Genomic DNA, 19,493 nt, shown 5'->3' on the forward strand with positions numbered 1-19,493 from the left:
GTCGCCTCTGTCAATGGGTGTGTCCAAAGCGGATCGGGTTTGCGCCGCGCGCGGCCGGCCCCGCGTCTAGAGATCCAGCACCAGTTCGCCGGACCGCGCACGCGACACGCAGACCATGATCTGCGTGTCCTTCTCGTCGTCGCGCAATACGAGGTCGCGATGATCGGCCTCGCCTGCGCAGAGCCCGGTCCGGCACGACCCGCACGTGCCGCTTTCGCATGAACTCGGCACGCGGACGTCGGCGGCGCGCAGCACGTCCAGGATCGAGCGATCGTTCGGGATCTCGAAACAAGCGCCGCTGCTTTTCAGGCGAACGGTGAACGGCGTGTTGTCGCGTGCGGCCGTGCCGCTCGCGCCGAAGCTTTCGAAGTGGACGCTGCCGGACGGCCAGTGGCCGGTCATGTCGCGCACGGCGTCCATCAACGGCTGCGGGCCGCAGCAGTAGACGTGTTCCGCCTTCGGCCGCTCGAACAGTTTCCAGAAATCGAATGCTTTCGACGGATCGCCGAAGTCGTGGTGAATCGTGACCACCGAGCGCCAGTCGTCGCTGGCCAGTTCGTCGAGAAACGCGGTGCTTTCAGGATCGCGTGCGACGTAGATGAGCCGGAACGGCCTGAGTCCCTCCGTCTTCAGCTGCCGCGCCATCGACAGCATCGGCGTGATGCCGATGCCGCCCGCAACGAGCGTGAAGGCCTTCGCGCGTTCGTCGAGCGGAAATTCGTTGCGCGGCAGCGAGACCGCGATCGTGTCGCCGACGCACGTCTCGTCGACGACGCTCATCGAGCCGCCGCGCCCGTTGGCATCGCGCTTCACCGCGATCACGTAGCGGTTGCGCTCCTGCGAATCGTTGCACAGCGAATAGCTGCGGCGCGCGCCGTTGGGCACGACGACGGTCAGGTTCGCGCCGGCCTCGAACGGCGGCAGCAGTGCGCCGTGCGGGTCGACCAGCTCGAAGCGCCAGATGTCGCGCGCAATGTTGTGCTTTTCCGCAATCTTCAGATGCAGAAAACCGTCTTCGTCCGTCGTCATGTCCGTCTCCTTCTGTCCGATCCTGTGTCGTTCGGCACCAGCCATGAGCGCATCATATTGCTAGAGATCTAACAATGCAAGTGTGCGACGCGGGAATCGGCGTGTTTCGCCCGTCGGTATAAACCCGCTCTTGTCATCGGTGACGGCGCTTCGTAGTCTTATAGTTAGATTTCTAATTATATTGATGCGGACGCGATACAACGCGACGTGTCCGATACTCGGCGAGCGTGCCCGCCCGCTTTCGCCGACCCCATGAGTGACACCCGGAGACATGCAGAAATGGCAGATTCAACGTTGAGCTACGACGACGCGACCCGACCTCCGGTCGCCGATTCGGCAGTCGTGGAAGCGACTTATCGCAAGGTCACCCTGAGATTGATGACCTTCCTGTTCCTTTGCTGGGTGCTGAACTATCTCGATCGCGTCAACGTCAGCTTCGCGCAATTGCAGTTGAAGCACGATCTCGGCCTGAGCGATGCCGCATACGGGCTCGGCGTGAGCCTGTTCTTCATCGGCTACATCCTGCTGGAAGTGCCGAGCACGTTATTGCTCAGGCGAATCGGCGCGCGCCGCACCGTCACTCGCATCATGCTGCTATGGGGCACGATCTCCACGGCGATGGCATTCATGACCGCGCCGTGGCAGTTCTATCTGGCGCGCACGTTGCTGGGTGCGGCGGAGGCCGGGTTCTGGCCGGGGATCATTCTGTATCTGTCGTACTGGTATCCGGCGAAACGGCGCGCGCGCATCACGTCGCGGTTCCTGCTCGCGATCGCGGTCGCCGGCATCATCGGCGGTCCGCTGTCGGGGTTCATCCTGCAGAACTTCGTCGACGTGTGGGGCTTTCGCAACTGGCAGTGGCTGTTCTTCCTCGAAGGGCTGCCGGCCGTGATCACCGGTGTCGTCGCGTGGTTCTACCTGACCGACCGGCCGCAGGATGCGACGTGGTTGACCGACGAGCAGAAGCGCATCGTCGTCGGCGCGCTGGAGGACGACAACCGGCAGAAGGCGCATGACGCGCCGAGTCGCCTGCTGGTCGCGCTGCGCGACCCGCGCGTGTACGTGATCGCGGCCGGCTGGGCCACGGTGCCCGTGTGCGGCACGATTCTCAACTACTGGACGCCGACGATCATCAAGCAGACCGGCGTGTCGAACCTGCTGCAGATCGGCATGCTGTCGGCGTTGCCGTATATCGTCGGCGCGGTCGCGATGCTGTGGATCGCGCGCAGTTCCGACCTGCGTCTCGAGCGGCGCTGGCACTTCGTGCTGTCGACGACGGCCGGCGCGGCAGGCGCCGTGCTGCTGACGCTCGTCACGCACAACTGGCCGGTCGCGATCGTGTGCCTGAGCCTCGTGTCGGTCAGCTATTTCGCGGCCGCCGCGATCATCTGGACCATTCCGCCGACCTACCTGAAAGGCGAGGCGGCCGCCGGCGGCATCGGCGTGATCAGCAGCCTCGGGCAGGTCGGGGCGTTCTTTGCGCCGAACGTGCTCGGCTGGGTCAAGAGCGTGACCGGTAGTTTCTCCGCGGGGATCCTGCTCGTGGCCGCCTTCGTGTTCATCGGCGGCATCGTCGTGTTCTTCGGTGTGCCGCGCGCCGCGCGGCCGGGCGCATGACCTCCCGCATTTTTTCGACAGTCAGACAGGAACAGCAATGAGCAAGCTTCAACTTTCCATCGCGGTGGGCAACTATGACCGGATGCGCCCGCTGATCGACGGCGACGTGCAGATCGACGGCGTGGATCCCGTATTCATGTTGCAGGACCCGGAGGAGATCTTCTTCCGCGCGTTCCGGCATGCGGACTACGACATCTGCGAGCTGTCGCTGAGCAGCTATTCGGTGAAGACCGCGGCCGGCACGTCGCCATATATCGCGGTGCCGGTGTTTCCGTCGCGCGCGTTCCGGCACAGCTCGATCTACGTGCGCGCGGACCGCGGCATCGATCGCCCGGAAGACCTGAAGGGCAAGTGCATCGGCGTGCCGGAATACCAGCTGACGGCCAACGTCTGGGTCCGGCTGTTGCTCGAGGAAGAGTACGGCGTGAAGGCGTCGGATATCCGTTGGGTGCGCGGCGGCTACGAGGATCCGACGCGTGTCGAGAAGATCGCGCTGAAGCTGCCCGACGGCGTCGTGCTCGACAACGCACCGGAAGGCCGGACGATCTCGAACCTGCTGGCGGAAGGCGAAATCGACGGTGTGATCGGCCCGCGTGCGCCGTCGTGCTTCGAGCGCGGTCATCCGCAGGTCAAGTATCTGTTCGCCGATCCGCAAGCGAGCGCGGCCGACTGGTATGCACGCAGGAAGCTGTTTCCGATCATGCATACGCTCGGCATCCGCCGCACGCTCGCCGATCGGCATCCATGGCTGCCGGGCGCGATCGCGAAGGCGTTCGAGCAGTCGAAGGCGATCGCGCTCGCGCGGCTCAGCGACACGTCGGCCACCAAGGTCACGCTGCCCTTCATCGAGGATCAGCTGCGCAACGCGCGGCGCCTGATGGGCGACGACTTCTGGTCGTACGGCTTCGCGCGGAACGAACACGTGCTCGACCGGTTCCTCGCGCAGCACCATGCGGAAGGCCTGTCGAGCCGCCGGCTGCAGCCGGCCGAGCTGTTCCATCCGGCGAGCCTCGAAAGCTTCAAGATCTGACGCCGGCGCGCGGCCAGACCGTTCGCCGCGGCGCTGCCGCCAGTGGCTCGCCCGCCGGGTAAAGCGATATGATTGTCACCACTTCGGTTACAACGACGGCGAGGATGGTATGGCAGCAACACGTTCTTCGGGCAAGGGCCGCGACCCGGGCGCGAATCCGATCCTTCGGCACTGGCGCGACGCGGTGCCGGACGATCGTCTTGCCCACCTGGTGAAGGACGCGGCCCGCGCGATGATCCGCGGGCTGCAGATGCGGCTGGCGCAGCACGAAGTGTCGTTCGGCCACTGGGCGTATCTGCGTGTGCTGTGGGAAACCGACGGGCTGACGCAGAAGGAGCTCAGCGACGAGACGGGCACGACGACGCCCACCACGTTCAGCGCGGTCTCCGCAATGGAAAAGCTCGGCTATGTCGAGCGCCGCTATGCGCCCGACAATCGCAAGAACACGCACGTGTTCCTCACGTCGCGCGGCAAGGCGCTGAAGGGCAAGCTCGTGCCGCTCGCGGAAGAAGTCAACGAGATCAGCGTGAACGGGCTGAAGGCGACCGAGATCAACGTTGCGCGCAAGGTGCTGTTGACGATCATCGAAAACATGGCGCGCGATGAAGCCGAATCGGACGATCCGGCGCGCCGGATTCCGTCGACGCGCGAAGTCGGCAACCTGATCGCGACGCGCGGGGAAGAATGACGCAACGGCGGTCATGCGCCGCCGCACTCAGGTCAATCCCCGGGTGGTCGTTTTATTAAATCTCTAATAATATTGGTTCCGTGCCGGTGCGTGGTTGCGAGCGACTGCGTGCCGATTCTTATGCTGACGATACGGAACCCTGAATGGATGCAACGACCCGCGCAGCGATGGTGCGCAACGTGCGCGATGCGCTCTCGGAAGATGTCGGCGACGCCGACTGGACGTCGGAACTGATCGATCCCGGTACGGCATGCGACGCGCTGCTCACCGTGCGCGAGCCGGCCGTGCTGTGCGGCAGGCCCTGGTTCGACGAAACGCTGCTTCAGGCGGACGCGCGTATCGAAGTCGAATGGTTCGTCGACGAAGGCGAGCCGATGCGCGCAGGGCAGGCCGTGTGCAGGATTGCGGGGCCGGCACGCGCCATGCTGACCGCCGAGCGCACGGCACTCAATTTTCTTCAGCTGCTGTCGGGCGTCGCGACCGCGACGCGCGCGATGGTCCGTATCGTCGACGGCACGGCGGCGCAGGTGCTCGATACGAGAAAGACGCTGCCCGGGCTGCGGCTCGCGCAAAAGTACGCGGTGCGGGTCGGTGGCGGCAGCAATCATCGCCGCGGGCTTTACGACGGCATCCTGATCAAGGAAAACCACGTGGCTGCGGGCGGCGGCATTGCGCCGACCGTGCGGGCCGCGCATGCGCTCGGCGCCGGTGTGCCGGTGCAGGTCGAGGTCGAGACGCCGGGCGAACTGACCGACGCCTTGGCGGCCGGCGCCGCATCGATCCTGCTCGACAATTTCTCGCTGGAACAGATGCGCGAAGCCGTGCGGATTGCCGATGGGCGCGCGGCGCTCGAAGTATCCGGCGGCGTGACGCCCGACACGATTCGCGCCATCGCGGAGACGGGCGTGCATCGCATTTCGGTTGGCGCACTGACCAAGCATGTGATGGCGATCGACTTTTCGCTGCGATTCACGACGCCGGACGCGCCGTAACGTAGGGCAGCCGACGCATACGCGCTCGGCCAGCTTCACGCTCGACACGTTCAATCTTTGGAACATATTCAGTACTACAGATTTCATAAGCGAATTATCAGAGGAGACGACATGAAGGCAAGGACATGGATCACGGCGGTCGCCGGGCTCGGTATCGCGGGTGCGGCGTTCGCGCAAAGCAGCGTGACGCTTTACGGGCTGCTCGACGTCGGACTGAATTATCAAAGCAATGCGGGCGGCAAGCCGCTCTACAACATGACGTCGGGAATGCTGAACGGCGACCGCTTCGGCCTGCTCGGCAGGGAGGATCTCGGCGGCGGTCTTGCGGCGATATTCCGGCTGGAAAACGGCTTCGACATCACCAACGGCAAGCTCGGGCAGGGCGGGCTGCTGTTCGGCCGGCAGGCGTATGTCGGCCTCGCGAGCCGGTCGTACGGCACGGTGACGCTCGGCCGCCAGTACGACGAAATCGTCGAGTTCGTCAATCCGTTTGCCGTCGCCAACACGTGGGGCGGTCCGGCTCTCGGGCATCCCGGCGACGTCGACCAGCTCGCGCATACCAATCGCGTCAACAGTTCCGTCAAGTACGTGAGCCCCGAACTCCGCGGTTTCACCGTCGGCGCGCTATACGGGATCGGCGGGGTGCCGGGCGACGTGTCGCGCAACCAGGTCTTTTCGGTCGGCGCCGGCTATCGCGGCGGTCCGTTGTCGGCGGGTGTCGGTTATCTGAACGTGCGGCAGCCGAATGTGTCGTTCTGGGGCGATTCGGGCGCGCCGGCCGCGGTGTCGAACGGCGTGCCGGGCGCGAACTTCGCCGGGTCGCCGGTGACGACCGGATTCGCGTCCGCGCATTCGCTCCAGGCGATCGCGGTCGGCGCGCAATATCAGCTCGGGCGCGCGACGCTCGGCGCCAACTACTCCAACACGCAGTTCCGCGGCCTCGGAGATCGCTCGGCGGGACCGGTGCCGGCAGGCGGCATCGGCGGAACGGCGACCTTCAATACGGGTGAAATCAACTTCTCGTGGCAGGCCACGCCGGCGATTCTGCTCGGCGCCGCCTATCAGTACACCAGAACGTCGGGCGTGAGCGGCCGAACGGGTGCGAGCTATAACCAGGCGGCGCTCGGCGCATCGTATTCGCTGTCGAAGACCACGCAGCTCTATGCGATCGGCGTCTATCAGAAAGCCGGCGGCACCGATTCGACCGGCCATGACGCGGTGGCGTCGATCTACAACCTGTCGCCATCGACGAAGAATCATCAGGCGTATGCGCGCATCGGGATTCAGAAGCGGTTCTGATGCAACGTGAGCGCGCGCCGCGACTCGGCGCGACGAGGGAACGGCGGGCCCACTTCGTCCGGCCGTTCCTGCTTTGGAGGATGTCCGCGACGCTGGCGGGCGGCGGAGGCCGGTGCCGGGGCGGTGAGGGAAATCCAGCCGCATGCGTCGTCGCGGGGGCGGTTGCGGTGTTCGTGAACTACACGCCGTCGCCGGAAGCCCATTACCCGGTCGCGATCAACCAGGCGTATGCGGCGACGAAGTGGGTCGCCGCGCACGGCGCGGAGATCGGCGTCGACGGCAGCCGTCTCGCGGTCGTCGGCAACAGCGTCGGCGGGAACATGGCGGCTGTCCTGGCGTTGATGGCGAAGGACAGGGGCGGCCCGGCGATCCGTTCCCAGGGGCTGTTGTGGCCGGTCACGGACCATGACCTCAACACCGGTTCGTACAACGCGTATCGGCAGGGGCACTTCCTGACGCGGCCGATGATGAAGTGGTTCTGGGACGCGTATACGAAGAACGACGCGCAACGCAGCGAGATCTACGCGTCGCCGCTGCGTGCGAGCACCGCGCAGTTGAAGGGATTGCCGCCCGCGCTGATCCAGGTCGCGCAGTTCGAGGTGCTGCGCGATGAACGCGAGGCGTACGGCCGCAAGCTCGATGCGGCCGGCGTCGACGCGACGACCACGCGTTATGACGGCGCGATTCACGACTTCGGCCTGCTGAACGCGCTGGCCGCCGATGCGCCGACGAAGGCCGCGATGAAGGCGATGGCCAATGAAATCGCGACGCGGTTGAGGTAACACCGCGGGCGGCATTCGGGCAGACTCGAATGCGAGCGGCGAAGCGGCGGGCTTGTGTCCGCCGCGTTTTGCACAGGAACCCAAGTTGCGATGAAACGCGACGTTCCGCCGGTGTTGAAACGATCGGCTCGCGATCGAGCGATGGTCCGATCAGGCCCGCTCCGCCTCCTTTGTTGATACGATCCCGCGTATCGTCCATGCCGGCGCCGTACACCGCCGGCCCATCGGCCGCGCGGCTGCACGCCGGCGCGTGCCACGTTCGGGAGAAGTGCTTCATGCTGCAGGCGTTCGCGGTCTTGCTGACCTTCCAGTGCCTCGGGGAAGGCGTGTCCTATCTGTTCGGGTTGCCGGTGCCGGGCCCCGTGATCGGCATGCTGCTGCTGTTCGGCTTCGTGATGCTGCGCCCGCAGGTCGCCGACGCGATCGAGCCCACCGCGCTCGAACTGCTGCGTCACCTGTCGCTGCTGTTCGTGCCGGCCGGCGTCGGCATCATGGTGTCGGCCGATCGCGTGCGCGGCGATGCGCTCGCGGTCGTCGTCGCGCTGGCGGTCAGCACGTCGCTCGCGATCGCCGTGACCGCACTCGTCACGCGCGCATTGCTGCGGCGTCAGCGGCGCGCGGACGGCGCGGCGGAGGGCACGCAATGACGGCCTTTCCGAAACTCGGCGCGATCTGGGTCTACCTCGCCGCGACGCCGCTGCTCGGCCTGACGATCACGCTGATCGCGTACCTGATCGCACAGGCCGTCTATGCGCGAGCGCGCTTCAACCCGCTCGCGAATCCGGTGCTGATCGCGGTCGCGCTGATCGTCGTGCTGCTGACGATCACGCACACGCCGTATCCGACGTATTTCGAGGGCGCGCAGTTCGTCCACTTCCTGCTCGGCCCGGCGACCGTCGCGCTCGCGCTGCCGCTGTACCGGCAGTGGTCGAAGCTGCGGCGCGCCGCGGTGCCGCTGCTCGTCGGGCTGCTGGCGGGCTCGCTGACCGCGATCGTGTCCGCGGTGGGGATCGCGGCGCTTTTCGGCGCGTCGCATCAGACGATTGCATCGCTCGCGCCGAAATCCGCGACCACGCCGATCGCGATGGCCGTCGCGCAGGCGATCGGCGGGATTCCGTCGCTGACAGCCGTGCTCGTGATCTCGACCGGCATCTTCGGCGCCGTGTGCGCACGCGGCATCCTGAACGCGCTGCGCATCGAGGAGCCGGCCGTGCGCGGCTTCGCGCTCGGCGTCGCGTCGCACGGGATCGGTACCGCCCGTGCGTTTCAGGTCAGCGAGGAGGCGGGCGCGTTCGCCGGACTCGGGATGGGGCTGAACGGCGTGCTGACCGCGTTCATCGTGCCGATCCTGCTGCCGGTGCTGTCGCGCTGGTTCTGAGAAGTGTGCGGGCGCGAGACACTCGCGGCCCGGCGATGCTATCGATTTCCCTGATGGCGTCTGCGACGTTGCGGCCGCGGCGCCGGCCGGTCAACGCGTTCGCCGTCGACGTATCGCAGCCGTTATCGGGAGAATTCAGGAACCCGCACGGACATTTGCGCGGCGATCGGCTAACGTTGCATCGGCGCCGTCGTCGCACGCCGGCGTTCGACCCACAACCAACAATCGACAAGGAGATCCGGCCATGACGAAGTCTCGCGTGGTTTCGGTGGCAGTGGCAGTAACGGCGTCGTTCGGTCTGCTGTTGACCGCCGCGCCGGCGGCATACGCGCAGGATCCGGCGTCCGCGCCGATGCAGAATCCGGCATCCGCACCGACGCAGAAGCAGCTCGACAAGGCGCAGAAGAAAGCTGCCCGCAAGGCGGCCCGCGCGCGCCACGCGAAGGACCTGAAGGCGATCGGTACCGGCAGCGGTTACCGATTGACCAACGACCAGAGCAACTATCCGCAGAACGCGGTGGAGAAGGCGCCTGCGACGAAGGCGGCACCGGCTCCGGCCGCGCCGGCATCGGGCCAGTAACGGCTGAAAAGGGCTGAAAACGGCCGCAGGCTGACGGTCGCAGGCGGCGAGCAAGAGCCGCCGTCTGCTCGATGGAAAACGGCGCCGGATTCGACCGGCGCCGTTCGTTCGTGTGCGCGCCGCGCAGGCGCCGCACGCCGCGGCCCCGCGCTCCCCGGGGCGCGCATCCGGTCGCGCGTTACGACGCGAGCTTCGCCGCGAGTTCCGCGACGTGCTTGCCCTGGTAGCGCGCGATGTCGAGTTCGTTCGCGCTCGGCTGACGGCTGCCGTCCGCGCCCGCGAGCGTGGTCGCACCGTACGGCGTGCCGCCCGTGATTTCGTTCATGTTGACCAGTCCGCTGCACGCGTACGGCACGCCGACGATCACCATCCCGTGGTGCAGCAGCGTCGTGTGGAACGACGTGATGGTCGTTTCCTGGCCGCCGTGCTGCGTGCCCGTCGATGCGAACACGCTGCCGATCTTGCCGACGAGCGCGCCCTTCATCCACAGGCCGCCGGTCTGGTCGAGGAACGTGCGCATCTGGCCGGCCATGTTGCCGAAGCGGGTCGGCGTGCCGAAGATGATCGCATCGTAGTTCGCGAGTTCGTCGATGGTGGCGACCGGCGCGGCCTGATCGACCTTGACGCCGATCGCCTTTGCCTGGTCGACGGGGATGGTTTCCGGCACGCGCTTGAGCGTGACCTCGACGCCGGGCACCGATTTCGCGCCTTCCGCGACGTGCTGCGCCATCGTTTCGATGTGCCCGTAGGACGAGTAGTAAAGGACGAGTACCTTGGCCATGTTGCGAATCTCCGAGTAAGGAAGGCCCCGCGTTCAGCGGGGCCCGATGTTCCGAACGGGCGTCATGCCCATTCGGCCGTCACTTCGACCGGACGCAGGTCGAATACCAGCACTTCCGCATCCTTGCCGTCGGCGAACGTGAGCGCCTGTTCGCCGCGGATGCGCGCGCCGTCGCCTTCGCCGAGCGTCACGCCGTTGACCGTCACGCTGCCGCGTGCGACGTGCACGTACGCGAAGCGGTTCGGTGCCAGTTCGAGCGTGGCGCGCTCGTCGCCGTCGAACAGGCCTGCGTAGATCCGCGTGTCCTGCCGGATCGTCAGCGAGCCGCCGTTACCGTCGGGCGACACGATCGGCGCGAGCCTGCCGCGCTTGTCGGCCGTCGCGATATTGGTCTGCTGATAGCGCGGCTCGGCGCCCTTCTCGGCCGGCCCGACCCAGATCTGCAGGAAGTGGACGGGCGTGTCCGCCGAGTGGTTGAACTCGCTGTGACGCACGCCGGTGCCGGCGCTCATCAGCTGGACGTCGCCCGGCACGATCACCGACCCGGTGCCCATCGAATCCTTGTGCTCGAGCGCGCCTTCGAGCACGTACGACAGGATTTCCATGTCGCGGTGCGGGTGCGTGCCGAAGCCGCGGCCCGGTGCGACGCGGTCGTCGTTGATCACCAGCAGGTCGGAGAAGCCGACTTGCTTCGGATCGTAGTAATTCGCGAAAGAAAACGTGTGACGGGAGCTGAGCCAGCCATGCTCGGCACGGCCACGTTGGTTTGCTGCACGAGTCTCGATCATGATTTGTCCTGGATGTCGCCGGACCTCGGAAGTGGGCTCGGCCGTTCGTTGAGATGAATCTTAGGTCAATCTATTTGACAAATAAATGGCCGTAGCGATAATGACTGTCGCTATGGAGTGGACAATATGGAACTCAACGACCTGAGGATCTTCGTTGCGACCGTCGACGCGGGCAGCTTCACGGCGGCGGCCGACCAACTGATGCTGTCCAAGCAATTCGTGAGCCGGCGCACGATGGCGCTCGAGGCGTCGCTCGGCGTGCGGCTTCTGCATCGCAATACGCGCAATCTGGCGGTCACGGAATCGGGGCAGGAGTTCTATGCGCGGGCACAGCGCATCCTCGCCGAGGTAGCCGATGCCGAGCAGGCGATGTCGGTGCGCAGCACCGAGCTGCACGGTTCGCTGAAAATCAGCGCGCCGCTGTCGTTCGGGATCACGCACGTGTCGCCGCTGATCGCCGAATTCCTGTCCGCGCATCCGGCCGTGCGGCTGAACCTCGACTTGACCGACCGGCGTGTCGACCTGATCGGCGAGGGCTTCGATCTCGTGCTGCGGATCGGCGCGCTCGAGGATTCGACGCTGATCGCACGTCCGCTCGGCGCTTGGCGGATGATCGCGTGCGCGAGCCCCGCGTACCTGAAGCGGCAGGGCACGCCCGGGACGCCGGCCGATCTGGCCGCGCACACCTGCCTGATGTACGGGCGCGAGCGGCGCGTCGGCTGGGAATTCCGGATCGACGGCGTCGCGCGCACGTTCGACGTGCAGGGGCCGCTCGTCGCGAACAACGGCGAGGTCGTACGCGACGCGGCGATCGCGGGGCTCGGCATCGCGCTGCTGCCGCAATTCATCGTCGGCGCGGCGCTCGACAGCGGCGCGCTCGTGCCGGTGCTCGATGCGTATGCGCCGTCGCCGCTCACGCTGAATGCGGTGTTTCCGCAGCACCGGGAAGGGTTCGTCACGCTGCGCACGTTCATCGGGTTTCTGGCGGAGCGGCTGGGCGACGCGGTGCCGCCGGCGGACGGCGGCGCGGGCCGGCGGCGGTAGCGGGAGCGGGGATGCGGTGAATCGGCGGGTAATCTCCGCAAGAACTGCGGAGATTGTGGAATGCGCGGTGAATCGATGCGATGCGTATTACGACGTGCTGGAGCGCACGCAGCGCGGTTCGCTCGACGTCACGGCGTGGCTCGCGTGGTTCCTGGACGCGCTGGGCCGGGCGTCGATCACGCTCACACGACGCTCGATGCGGTTCTGATCAAGGCACGCTTCTGGCAGAGATGTGCCGGCCTCGCGATGAACGAGCGTCAGGTCAAGGTCCTGCATCGGCTGCTCGACGGATTCGAAGGGAAGCTGACGACCGGCAAGTGGGCCGCCCTCGCGAAGTGCTCGCAAGACACGGCGCTGCGCGATGTCGCGGAGCTCGTCGCGCATGGTGTGCTGCATCGCTCGTCATCCGGTGGCCGGAGCACGAGTTGCGAACTGGTGCGATTCGACGGCTGATGCCGGCTCGCGCTTCGGCGTACGTGACGTCGCGACTGCAGTGCGGACGGATCGGGCAAAGCGACCGTGCGCGCGACCGGTGTGGATCGTGCGGTCGGTTCGGGTTACGCTTCGGCGGGTGCGGCATGTGCCGCATGTCGTATCGGACGTTTTTGCCTCGAGTCGCATCGGGCACGTAGCTTCTACTCACCGCGATCCACGACGAGTCCAGTCCAATGACAATCAAGAACCAATCGAATGCTCGCGCCGGCGAGCGAGGGCAAGCCGCACGTTGCGGCCGGCATATGCGGAGCGCGAACCTCCGGTCCGCCATGATATTGGCAGTACTGACGATCTCGCCGATGGCAGCGCACGCAGCCGGCTTCGACTGTGCGAAAGCTGCTTCGCCGACCGAAAAGGCGATCTGCGCGGACGCCGGCCTGTCGGCGCTCGACGGTCAGTTGGCGGCCGCATGGAAGAAAGCGGTCGCGAAAGGCGGCGATACGGCGGCGCTGAAGGCCGAGCAACTGAAATGGCTCGAGCAGCGCGACCGCTGCGACAGCGACGCGCCGTGTCTCGGCGATCGCTACCGCGAGCGGCTCGCGAGTCTGAACGGCGCGCCGCTTGCCGCCGACCGCTGGCAGCAAACGTGGTATCGCGACAGCGACAACCCGTCGTTCGGCGGCGTGCTGACGTTCACCGGCACGGCACCGCGGCTTCACTTCGAATTGAGCGGCAACAACGGCGCGAATACCGGCGGGCTCGCCGGCGACATCGAACTGCACGGTGACGGCGGCACCTTTCGCCAGGATCGATGCCGGCTCGACTTCAGCCGCAAGGGCGGACGTGTGAAGGTCGCGCAGCACGGCAGCGATGCCGATTGCGGCGCGGGCGCGGGTGTCGTGTATTCCGGCGATTACGTGGCTGCGTCGAAGGCGCAGGCGACTCCCGCGACAGACCTCGTCACGCTGAAGGTGCTGACCGACGCGCGGCAGAACGCGATCGCGCACAAGCTGCTCGGCGCCGACTATCAGACGCTCGTCGACATGATCAATGTCAGCGCGGCCGAGCAGGATCTCGACGGGATGAACGCCGACGTGAAATCGTATTGGGTGCGCGGGATCGCGACGACGAATGCCGCGATCGTGATGCGGCGAGGTACCGATCTGTGGATCGGGCTGCTCGTATTCGACGCGCAAGACAAGGTGCGGATGCGCTACTACACGAACGTGCCGACATGGAAAAAGACCGTGCCGAAGACCCTCCGCGCATGGCACGACAAGCTCGACCGCACGTATCCGATCGACTTGATGTGACTTGATGTGGTCGGGCGGCCGGGCTCGCGAACCGGTGAGCCGGCCGCATATGACGCGTTTGTTACGTGACAATTGTCCACCATATCGAGACAGCCAATCTTGTTTTGAAGGATTGATGATTTCGGGTGAGACAGTAGACTGCAACCGTGCTTCGCCAGAACCGCTCCGCAGCGCGCCACCCCGGCGCGACCGGACGCGTTCTTCGGCAGCGGGCCGACCGGCCCGCGGTTCGATCGTGCGAGGAGGGTTCGTTGCCGATCCGCAGGTTCGCCGTTGCGGCGGACGTCGGCACCGGATGCGTCAAACCGTCAAATCAAGGTGATTGCAATGCGTTACGTTTCGCTGGAGTCGAAGAAGGACGAGCTGCTGCTGGCCGCTCGCGTGCTGATGATGATCCTGTTCGTGCTGTTCGGCTGGCAGAAGCTGAACGGCTTCTCGGGCACGGTCGCGTACATGGCGTCGACGGGTGCGCCATCGCCGGAACTGTCCGCGGTGATCGCGGTGGCGGTCGAGCTGGTCGGCGGCGCGCTGATCGCGGTCGGGTTCTATACGCGTCCGCTCGCGCTGGTGTTCGCGGTCTACACGCTCGCGACCGCGTTGATCGGGCATCGCTACTGGGCGCTGCAGGGCATGGACCAGTACCTCGCGATGATCAACTTCTACAAGAACATCAGCATCATCGGCGGGTTGCTGTTGCTGGCGATCAGCGGGCCGGGACGGTATTCGTTCGACCGCAAGTAAGCGAGCGAAGGACTGCTTGCTGCACGACAGGCCCGGTGCGCTCGATGGCGCACCGGGTCTCGATTCATCAGGCGCACGTCGGCGGCGTGCGACCGAACTCGACATCGGCCGCGCGTTCTCGTATAGATTGGGTCCCCCGATCCTTTTTCATCGTTGGCTACCGTGTCGCATCCGACCATCCTCCTCATCGGCGCGTCCGGCCTGCTCGGCCGTGCGGTCGCCGCGGCGCTGTCGCGCGAATCGTCGTCGACGCTGCTCGCAACCATCCGCAACCCGCACACCGCCGGTGCACGGCGGCTCGCACTGCCGCCGGGCAACGTCGCGCGGCTCGACGCGCTCGATCAACCCGCGCTCGAACACCTGTTCGACACCCGCCGGCCGGCCGCCGTGATCATCTGCGCGGCCGAGCGCCGGCCCGACGTCTGCGAACGCGATCCCGCGGCCGCGCGCGCGATCAACGTCGACGCGCCGGCGCGCATCGGTGCGCTTGCCGCGCGCTATGGCGCGTGGACGCTCGGCATCTCCACCGACTACGTGTTCGACGGCCAGGCCGCGCCGTATCGCGAAGACGCGACGCCGAACCCGCTGAACATCTACGGCCGCACCAAGCTGGAAGGCGAGGCCGCGCTGCTCGCCGCGTCGCCGCTGGCGTGCGTGCTGCGCTTGCCGCTGCTGTACGGGCCGATCGTCGACTGGCACGAGTCCGCGGTGACGAGCCTCGTGCCGGCGATCGTCGCGTCCGCGCGGCCCGGCGCGCAAGCGGTCGGCATGGACGCGTGGGCGATCCGCTATCCGACTTACACGCCGGATGTCGCGGCGGTCATCCGCGACCTGACGCTGCGTCATCTCGCGGGCGCGACCGTCAGCGGCATCCATCACTGGTCGGGCGAGGAGCCGATGACGAAGTACGACATCGCGCGGCGCATCGCGGCGGCGCTCGGCGTCGACGCAGCGCTCGCGCGGATCGACACGCCGGCCGATGCGACGCCGCGTCCGTACGATTGTCATCTGGATGCTGCGCGGGTGCGCGCGCTCGGGATCGATCATGCGACACCGTTCGATACGGGGTTGCGGGCGGTATTGCGCGAGGCGCCGCCGCTGGAGTGAGCGCGCGGCGGCGGTCATCGTCCATGCATCGCAAGCCGCTACGCTCGGCCACATTCCCGAATGCCGGGGAAGCGGCGCGCACAAGCATCACGCACGCCGATTGACACCCCGCGTAAGCGGCCATTAAAGTCCCGTCGCGGGGCGGTGGGTCAAGCACACGCCCGGAACAGGCAGCCGATGTTCCAGGACCACGGGGCTACCCCGTGGATCAGATCGACACTCCGATGCGTCGCAAGAGCGCGGGTTGCGCATTGCGCAACGACTGCTCTCGCAGTACCTGTCACGTTGACTCATCGTCCCGCCCATTCGTCTCCATGCACGCGTCCCGGTTCGATACAGCCCGCATGATTGCCGAAGCGATGCTCGCCGGCCCCGCCGAACGCGGCGGCATGCGCGAACGCATCGCGGCCATGCTCGGCGACGCGCCGTCATGGACGCACGAGCTCGTCGAGTTCGCGATCGCGCACTTCGGCGCGACCTGGACCGACGTCGATACCGGCGTGCTGGCCGGCGCGCTGGCCGATACGTTGGCGTTCGCCAACGCGTGGCGTGGCATCTGTCGACCGACCGTCATCCGCATCGTGCGCCGTCCGCCGGTGCAGCGCCCGTTGCCGACGCGGCTCGCCGGCGCCGACGTGCCGCAATGGCCGACGTGCGGCGACCTCGCGAGCTGGCTCGGCGTGAGCGCATCCGACCTCGACTGGCTCGCCGACCGCTGGCGCGTCGACGCGCGCGGCAGCGACTCGCCGCTGCATCACTACACGTACGCGGGCTACGACAAGCGCCGCGGCGGCTGCCGGCTGATCGAGCGGCCGAAAGGCCGGTTGCGCGACGCACAGCGCCGCATCCTGCACGGGCTGCTCGATCACGTGCCGCCGCACGACGCGGCGCACGGTTTTCGCCACGGGCGCGGGATCGTGTCGTTCGCCGCACCGCATGCCGATCGCGACGTCGTGATCCGTTTCGATCTCGCCGATTTTTTCGTATCGGTGCGCGCGGCGCAGGTGCGTGCGCTGTTCGCCACGCTCGGCTATCCGGCCGAAGTCGCGCGGACGCTGACCGCGCTGTGCACCAACCGCGTGCCATCGGCACGGCTGCTCGCGCCCGACCTGCGCGACCGGTTCGACTGGACGAGCCGCCAACGTTATCGCAACCGCCACCTGCCGCAGGGCGCGCCGACGTCGCCGGCGTTGGCCAACCTGTGCGCGTTTCGGCTCGACATGCGGCTCGCCGCGCTCGCGCGTTCGCTCGGCGCGACCTACACGCGCTATGCGGACGATCTCGCGTTTTCGGGCGGCGGCCTGCTCGCGCGCGCTGCCGAGCGGCTGCAGCTGCGGGTCGCCGCTATTGCGCTTGAAGAGGGCTTCGCGCTGCAACCGCGCAAGACGCGCGTGATGCGACGCGGCACGCGCCAGCAACTGGCCGGCGTGGTCGTCAATCGCCATCCGAATCTGGCGCGCGACGAGTTCGATGTCCTGAAGGCCATCCTGACCAACTGCATCCGCCACGGACCGGCGTCGCAGAACCGCGCCGCACACCCGGACTTCCGCGCACACCTGGCCGGACGCGTCGCGCATGCCGGCGCGCTGAACGCCGCGCGCGGCGCGAAGCTGCATGCGTTGCTCGCACGCATCGCGTGGGACGGGCGCAGCGTCGGCGCGTAAATCGCCGCGCGGGCATCGAATCGCGCGGGCCGGCGAACGCCGAGGCGCGCCGCCGGGCAAAAGTCCTGAAACACGACCGATGCGCACTGCTATCATTCGCGCGATGCCGCACCTGTTCATCGGTACGGCGCCCGGTGGCGAGGCGGTCATCACCGGCGGTTCGCCGCGATTCGGACGCGGCGCGCCACGTGTTGCGTGCCGGTGTCATGCGGTTTTCGGCGATTGCGTGCGTTCGGCATACTGCGAAAACCCTGGCGGTCCGGGCAAACGATTCACATATCGCAACACAGATTGGCGGAACTTCGTGATAGGTTCGGCCATCGGAGGTTCTTTGAATAAAAACATGCCCAAAGAGGATGAATACATGACCCAGGCCCTGCAGGAACTCGAAGCACAACTTCGGGACCTGAACATCAAGCTGTCGGAAGCCAAGCAGAAGGAGAAGCAGGCCGCACTCGCGGCATTCAAGGAACAAGTCGAACTGTTGGGCATCTCGCAGCAGGAAGTACTGAGCGCCCTCGGCTATATCGTCCAGCGAAAGCGCAAGGCGCCTGCCAAGTACTACGATCCGACGACCGGCCGCTCATGGTCGGGCCGCGGCCCGAGGCCCAAATGGCTCGAAGGCAAGGATCTCGATTCACTGCTCGTCGACCGCGAGGCCAAGACCTGGTGGCCCGGAGACGATCAGGGCTGATACGACAACGCAACGGCACCGTCCGGTGCCGTTCGACCCGCACCGGCGGCCCCGGCCACGCAGCACCCGCTTCCATCGTTCCTTTCTTTCGGCATCCCGCCCGACTGCGGGATCGCCGGCTTCAACGGCTTTCAGATTCATTACCGCGCATCGCCCGTTTCCGCTTCCGGAGGCGGGCGGCGCGCGGCGCTTTCCGTCCGCGCTCGAACGCCTGCCCGTGATGCGCGGGAACAGGCCGTAGAATGTCGCCCGGACATTTCGGGCAGGACACCATGGCAGCAAACATGAAATCTTCGGCGCTCGACGATCCGGCGGCGCCGCGCGCGGAGCAGGTCGGGTCGTACGCGTGGAAGGCGCTGGCCGGCTCGGCGCTCGGCTACGCAATGGACGGCTTCGATCTGTTGATCCTCGGTTTCATGCTGCCGGCGATCACGGCCGCGCTGCATCTGACGCCCGGGCAGGGCGGCGCGCTCGTCACGTGGACGCTGATCGGTGCCGTCGCGGGCGGCATTCTGTTCGGCGCACTGAGCGACCGCTACGGCCGCGTGCGCGTGCTGACCTGGACGATCATGCTGTTCGCGGTCTTCACCGGTCTGTGCGCGTTCGCGCAAGGCTTCCGCGATCTGCTCGTGTACCGGACGATCGCGGGCATCGGCCTCGGCGGCGAGTTCGGAATCGGCATGGCGCTGGCGGCCGAAGCGTGGCCGGCGAGCAAGCGTGCGCGCGTGTCGTGCTACGTCGCGCTCGGCTGGCAGGCCGGCGTGCTGCTGGCCGCGCTGCTGACGCCGCTGCTGCTGCTGCATATCGGCTGGCGCGGGATGTTCGTGGTCGGCGTGCTGCCCGCGCTGCTCGCATGGGTGCTGCGCAACCGGCTGCACGAGCCGGAGGTCTTCCGGCAGCGCGCGACGCAGCCGCGTGCGAACGCGTTCCGGATGCTCGTCGCCGACGTGCGCACCGCGCGCACGAGTCTCGGCATCGTGGTCCTGTGCTCGGTCCAGAACTTCGGCTACTACGGGATCATGATCTGGCTGCCGACCTTCCTGTCGAAACAGATGGGCTTCTCGCTGACGAAGTCGGGACTGTGGACCGCGGCGACCGTGATCGGGATGATGATCGGCGTCTGGGTGTTCGGGCAGCTCGCCGATCGCATCGGCCGCAAGCCGACGTTCCTGCTGTACCAGCTCGGCTCGGTCGTGACGGTCATCGCGTATGCGCAGCTGTCCGACCCGACGGCGATGCTGTGGGCCGGCGCGCTGATGGGCATGTTCGTCAACGGGATGGTGGGCGGCTACGGGACGCTGATGTCCGAAGGCTATCCGACGGCCGCGCGCGCGACCGCGCAGAACGTGCTGTGGAATATCGGCCGCGCAGTGGGCGGCTTCGGGCCGGTGGCGGTCGGCGCGCTGGCCGCGCACTACTCGTTCCAGACGGCGATCGCGCTGCTTGCCGGTCTCTACGTGCTCGACATGGTCGCGACGCTGTTCCTGATTCCCGAGCTCAAGGGCGTCGAACTCGAGTGATCGCGCGCGGC

The 19,493-nt window shown here is 66.8% G+C and carries 18 protein-coding genes and 2 pseudogenes; 17 read left to right on the forward strand and 3 right to left on the reverse strand.

Going from position 1 to position 19,493, the window contains the following annotated elements:
• Positions 1-66 precede the first annotated feature (66 nt).
• Positions 67-1,029 carry a PDR/VanB family oxidoreductase gene (locus tag Q3A80_RS21190; RefSeq protein WP_446330845.1) on the reverse strand — a complete coding sequence of 321 codons (963 nt, stop codon included), beginning with the start codon at positions 1,027-1,029 and terminating at the stop codon, positions 67-69.
• 279 nt (positions 1,030-1,308) lie between these two features.
• On the opposite strand from Q3A80_RS21190, the gene Q3A80_RS21195 reads away from it, so the two are divergent.
• The 9 genes and pseudogenes from Q3A80_RS21195 (at position 1,309) to Q3A80_RS21235 (ending at position 9,395) form a co-directional block, all read left to right on the forward strand.
• Positions 1,309-2,646 carry an MFS transporter gene (locus Q3A80_RS21195; protein ID WP_060097608.1) on the forward strand — a complete coding sequence of 446 codons (1,338 nt, stop codon included), beginning with the start codon at positions 1,309-1,311 and terminating at the stop codon, positions 2,644-2,646.
• Positions 2,647-2,683: 37 nt separating this feature from the next.
• The gene (locus Q3A80_RS21200) at positions 2,684-3,676 is read left to right on the forward strand and encodes an ABC transporter substrate-binding protein (protein WP_446330846.1); all 993 of its coding nucleotides are present in this window, start codon (positions 2,684-2,686) and stop codon (positions 3,674-3,676) included.
• A 109-nt stretch (positions 3,677-3,785) separates the two neighbouring features.
• Positions 3,786-4,364, forward strand: a complete 579-nt coding sequence (locus tag Q3A80_RS21205; RefSeq protein WP_060097613.1) for a MarR family winged helix-turn-helix transcriptional regulator — start codon at positions 3,786-3,788, stop codon at positions 4,362-4,364.
• Positions 4,365-4,507: 143 nt separating this feature from the next.
• Positions 4,508-5,356, forward strand: a complete 849-nt coding sequence (gene nadC / locus Q3A80_RS21210) for a carboxylating nicotinate-nucleotide diphosphorylase (protein WP_446330847.1) — start codon at positions 4,508-4,510, stop codon at positions 5,354-5,356.
• A gap of 111 nt (positions 5,357-5,467) precedes the next feature.
• The gene (locus Q3A80_RS21215) at positions 5,468-6,655 is read left to right on the forward strand and encodes a porin (RefSeq protein ID WP_446330848.1); all 1,188 of its coding nucleotides are present in this window, start codon (positions 5,468-5,470) and stop codon (positions 6,653-6,655) included.
• Between the two features lie 146 nt (positions 6,656-6,801).
• A pseudogene (locus tag Q3A80_RS21220) lies at positions 6,802-7,437 on the forward strand (alpha/beta hydrolase); the annotation flags it as partial.
• A 275-nt stretch (positions 7,438-7,712) separates the two neighbouring features.
• Positions 7,713-8,084 (forward strand): CidA/LrgA family protein, encoded by a 372-nt coding sequence (locus Q3A80_RS21225; RefSeq protein WP_321806314.1) that lies wholly within the window; start codon positions 7,713-7,715, stop codon positions 8,082-8,084.
• Positions 8,081-8,815 carry an LrgB family protein gene (locus Q3A80_RS21230; protein ID WP_446330849.1) on the forward strand — a complete coding sequence of 245 codons (735 nt, stop codon included), beginning with the start codon at positions 8,081-8,083 and terminating at the stop codon, positions 8,813-8,815. The genes Q3A80_RS21225 and Q3A80_RS21230 overlap by 4 nt, the downstream gene beginning before the upstream one ends.
• A 244-nt stretch (positions 8,816-9,059) precedes the next feature.
• A complete protein-coding gene (locus Q3A80_RS21235; protein WP_446330850.1) occupies positions 9,060-9,395 on the forward strand; it encodes a hypothetical protein in 336 nt (111 codons plus the stop codon).
• Between the two features lie 178 nt (positions 9,396-9,573).
• Here Q3A80_RS21235 and wrbA read toward each other — a convergent pair whose 3' ends face one another.
• Together wrbA and Q3A80_RS21245 are read right to left on the reverse strand one after the other, a co-directional pair.
• Complete coding sequence (gene wrbA, locus Q3A80_RS21240; RefSeq protein WP_446330851.1) at positions 9,574-10,176, reverse strand: NAD(P)H:quinone oxidoreductase; 603 nt, start codon at positions 10,174-10,176, stop codon at positions 9,574-9,576.
• 62 nt (positions 10,177-10,238) lie between these two features.
• Complete coding sequence (locus Q3A80_RS21245; protein WP_446330852.1) at positions 10,239-10,964, reverse strand: pirin family protein; 726 nt, start codon at positions 10,962-10,964, stop codon at positions 10,239-10,241.
• A gap of 126 nt (positions 10,965-11,090) precedes the next feature.
• On the opposite strand from Q3A80_RS21245, the gene Q3A80_RS21250 reads away from it, so the two are divergent.
• The 8 genes and pseudogenes from Q3A80_RS21250 (at position 11,091) to Q3A80_RS21285 (ending at position 19,482) form a co-directional block, all read left to right on the forward strand.
• On the forward strand, positions 11,091-12,008 hold the full coding sequence (locus Q3A80_RS21250; RefSeq protein WP_446330853.1) for a LysR substrate-binding domain-containing protein: 918 nt from the start codon (positions 11,091-11,093) through the stop codon (positions 12,006-12,008).
• Positions 12,009-12,087: 79 nt separating this feature from the next.
• Positions 12,088-12,461, forward strand: a pseudogene (locus tag Q3A80_RS21255) (DUF4172 domain-containing protein); the annotation flags it as partial.
• Positions 12,462-12,676: 215 nt separating this feature from the next.
• Entirely contained in the window at positions 12,677-13,756 is a 1,080-nt protein-coding gene (locus Q3A80_RS21260) for a lysozyme inhibitor LprI family protein (RefSeq protein ID WP_446330854.1), read from the forward strand.
• A 327-nt stretch (positions 13,757-14,083) separates the two neighbouring features.
• Entirely contained in the window at positions 14,084-14,497 is a 414-nt protein-coding gene (locus tag Q3A80_RS21265; RefSeq protein ID WP_038571540.1) for a DoxX family protein, read from the forward strand.
• Positions 14,498-14,659: 162 nt separating this feature from the next.
• Entirely contained in the window at positions 14,660-15,604 is a 945-nt protein-coding gene (locus Q3A80_RS21270) for a dTDP-4-dehydrorhamnose reductase family protein (protein WP_446330855.1), read from the forward strand.
• Between the two features lie 314 nt (positions 15,605-15,918).
• The gene (locus Q3A80_RS21275) at positions 15,919-17,268 is read left to right on the forward strand and encodes a reverse transcriptase family protein (protein ID WP_446330856.1); all 1,350 of its coding nucleotides are present in this window, start codon (positions 15,919-15,921) and stop codon (positions 17,266-17,268) included.
• Positions 17,269-17,632: 364 nt separating this feature from the next.
• Positions 17,633-17,962: an H-NS histone family protein gene (locus Q3A80_RS21280; protein ID WP_446330921.1), complete on the forward strand. Its 330-nt coding sequence runs from the start codon at positions 17,633-17,635 to the stop codon at positions 17,960-17,962.
• A gap of 272 nt (positions 17,963-18,234) precedes the next feature.
• Positions 18,235-19,482 carry an MFS transporter gene (locus tag Q3A80_RS21285; protein WP_446330857.1) on the forward strand — a complete coding sequence of 416 codons (1,248 nt, stop codon included), beginning with the start codon at positions 18,235-18,237 and terminating at the stop codon, positions 19,480-19,482.
• The last annotated feature ends 11 nt before the right edge of the window (positions 19,483-19,493 follow it).

This window comes from Burkholderia sp. SR8, assembly GCF_052851275.1.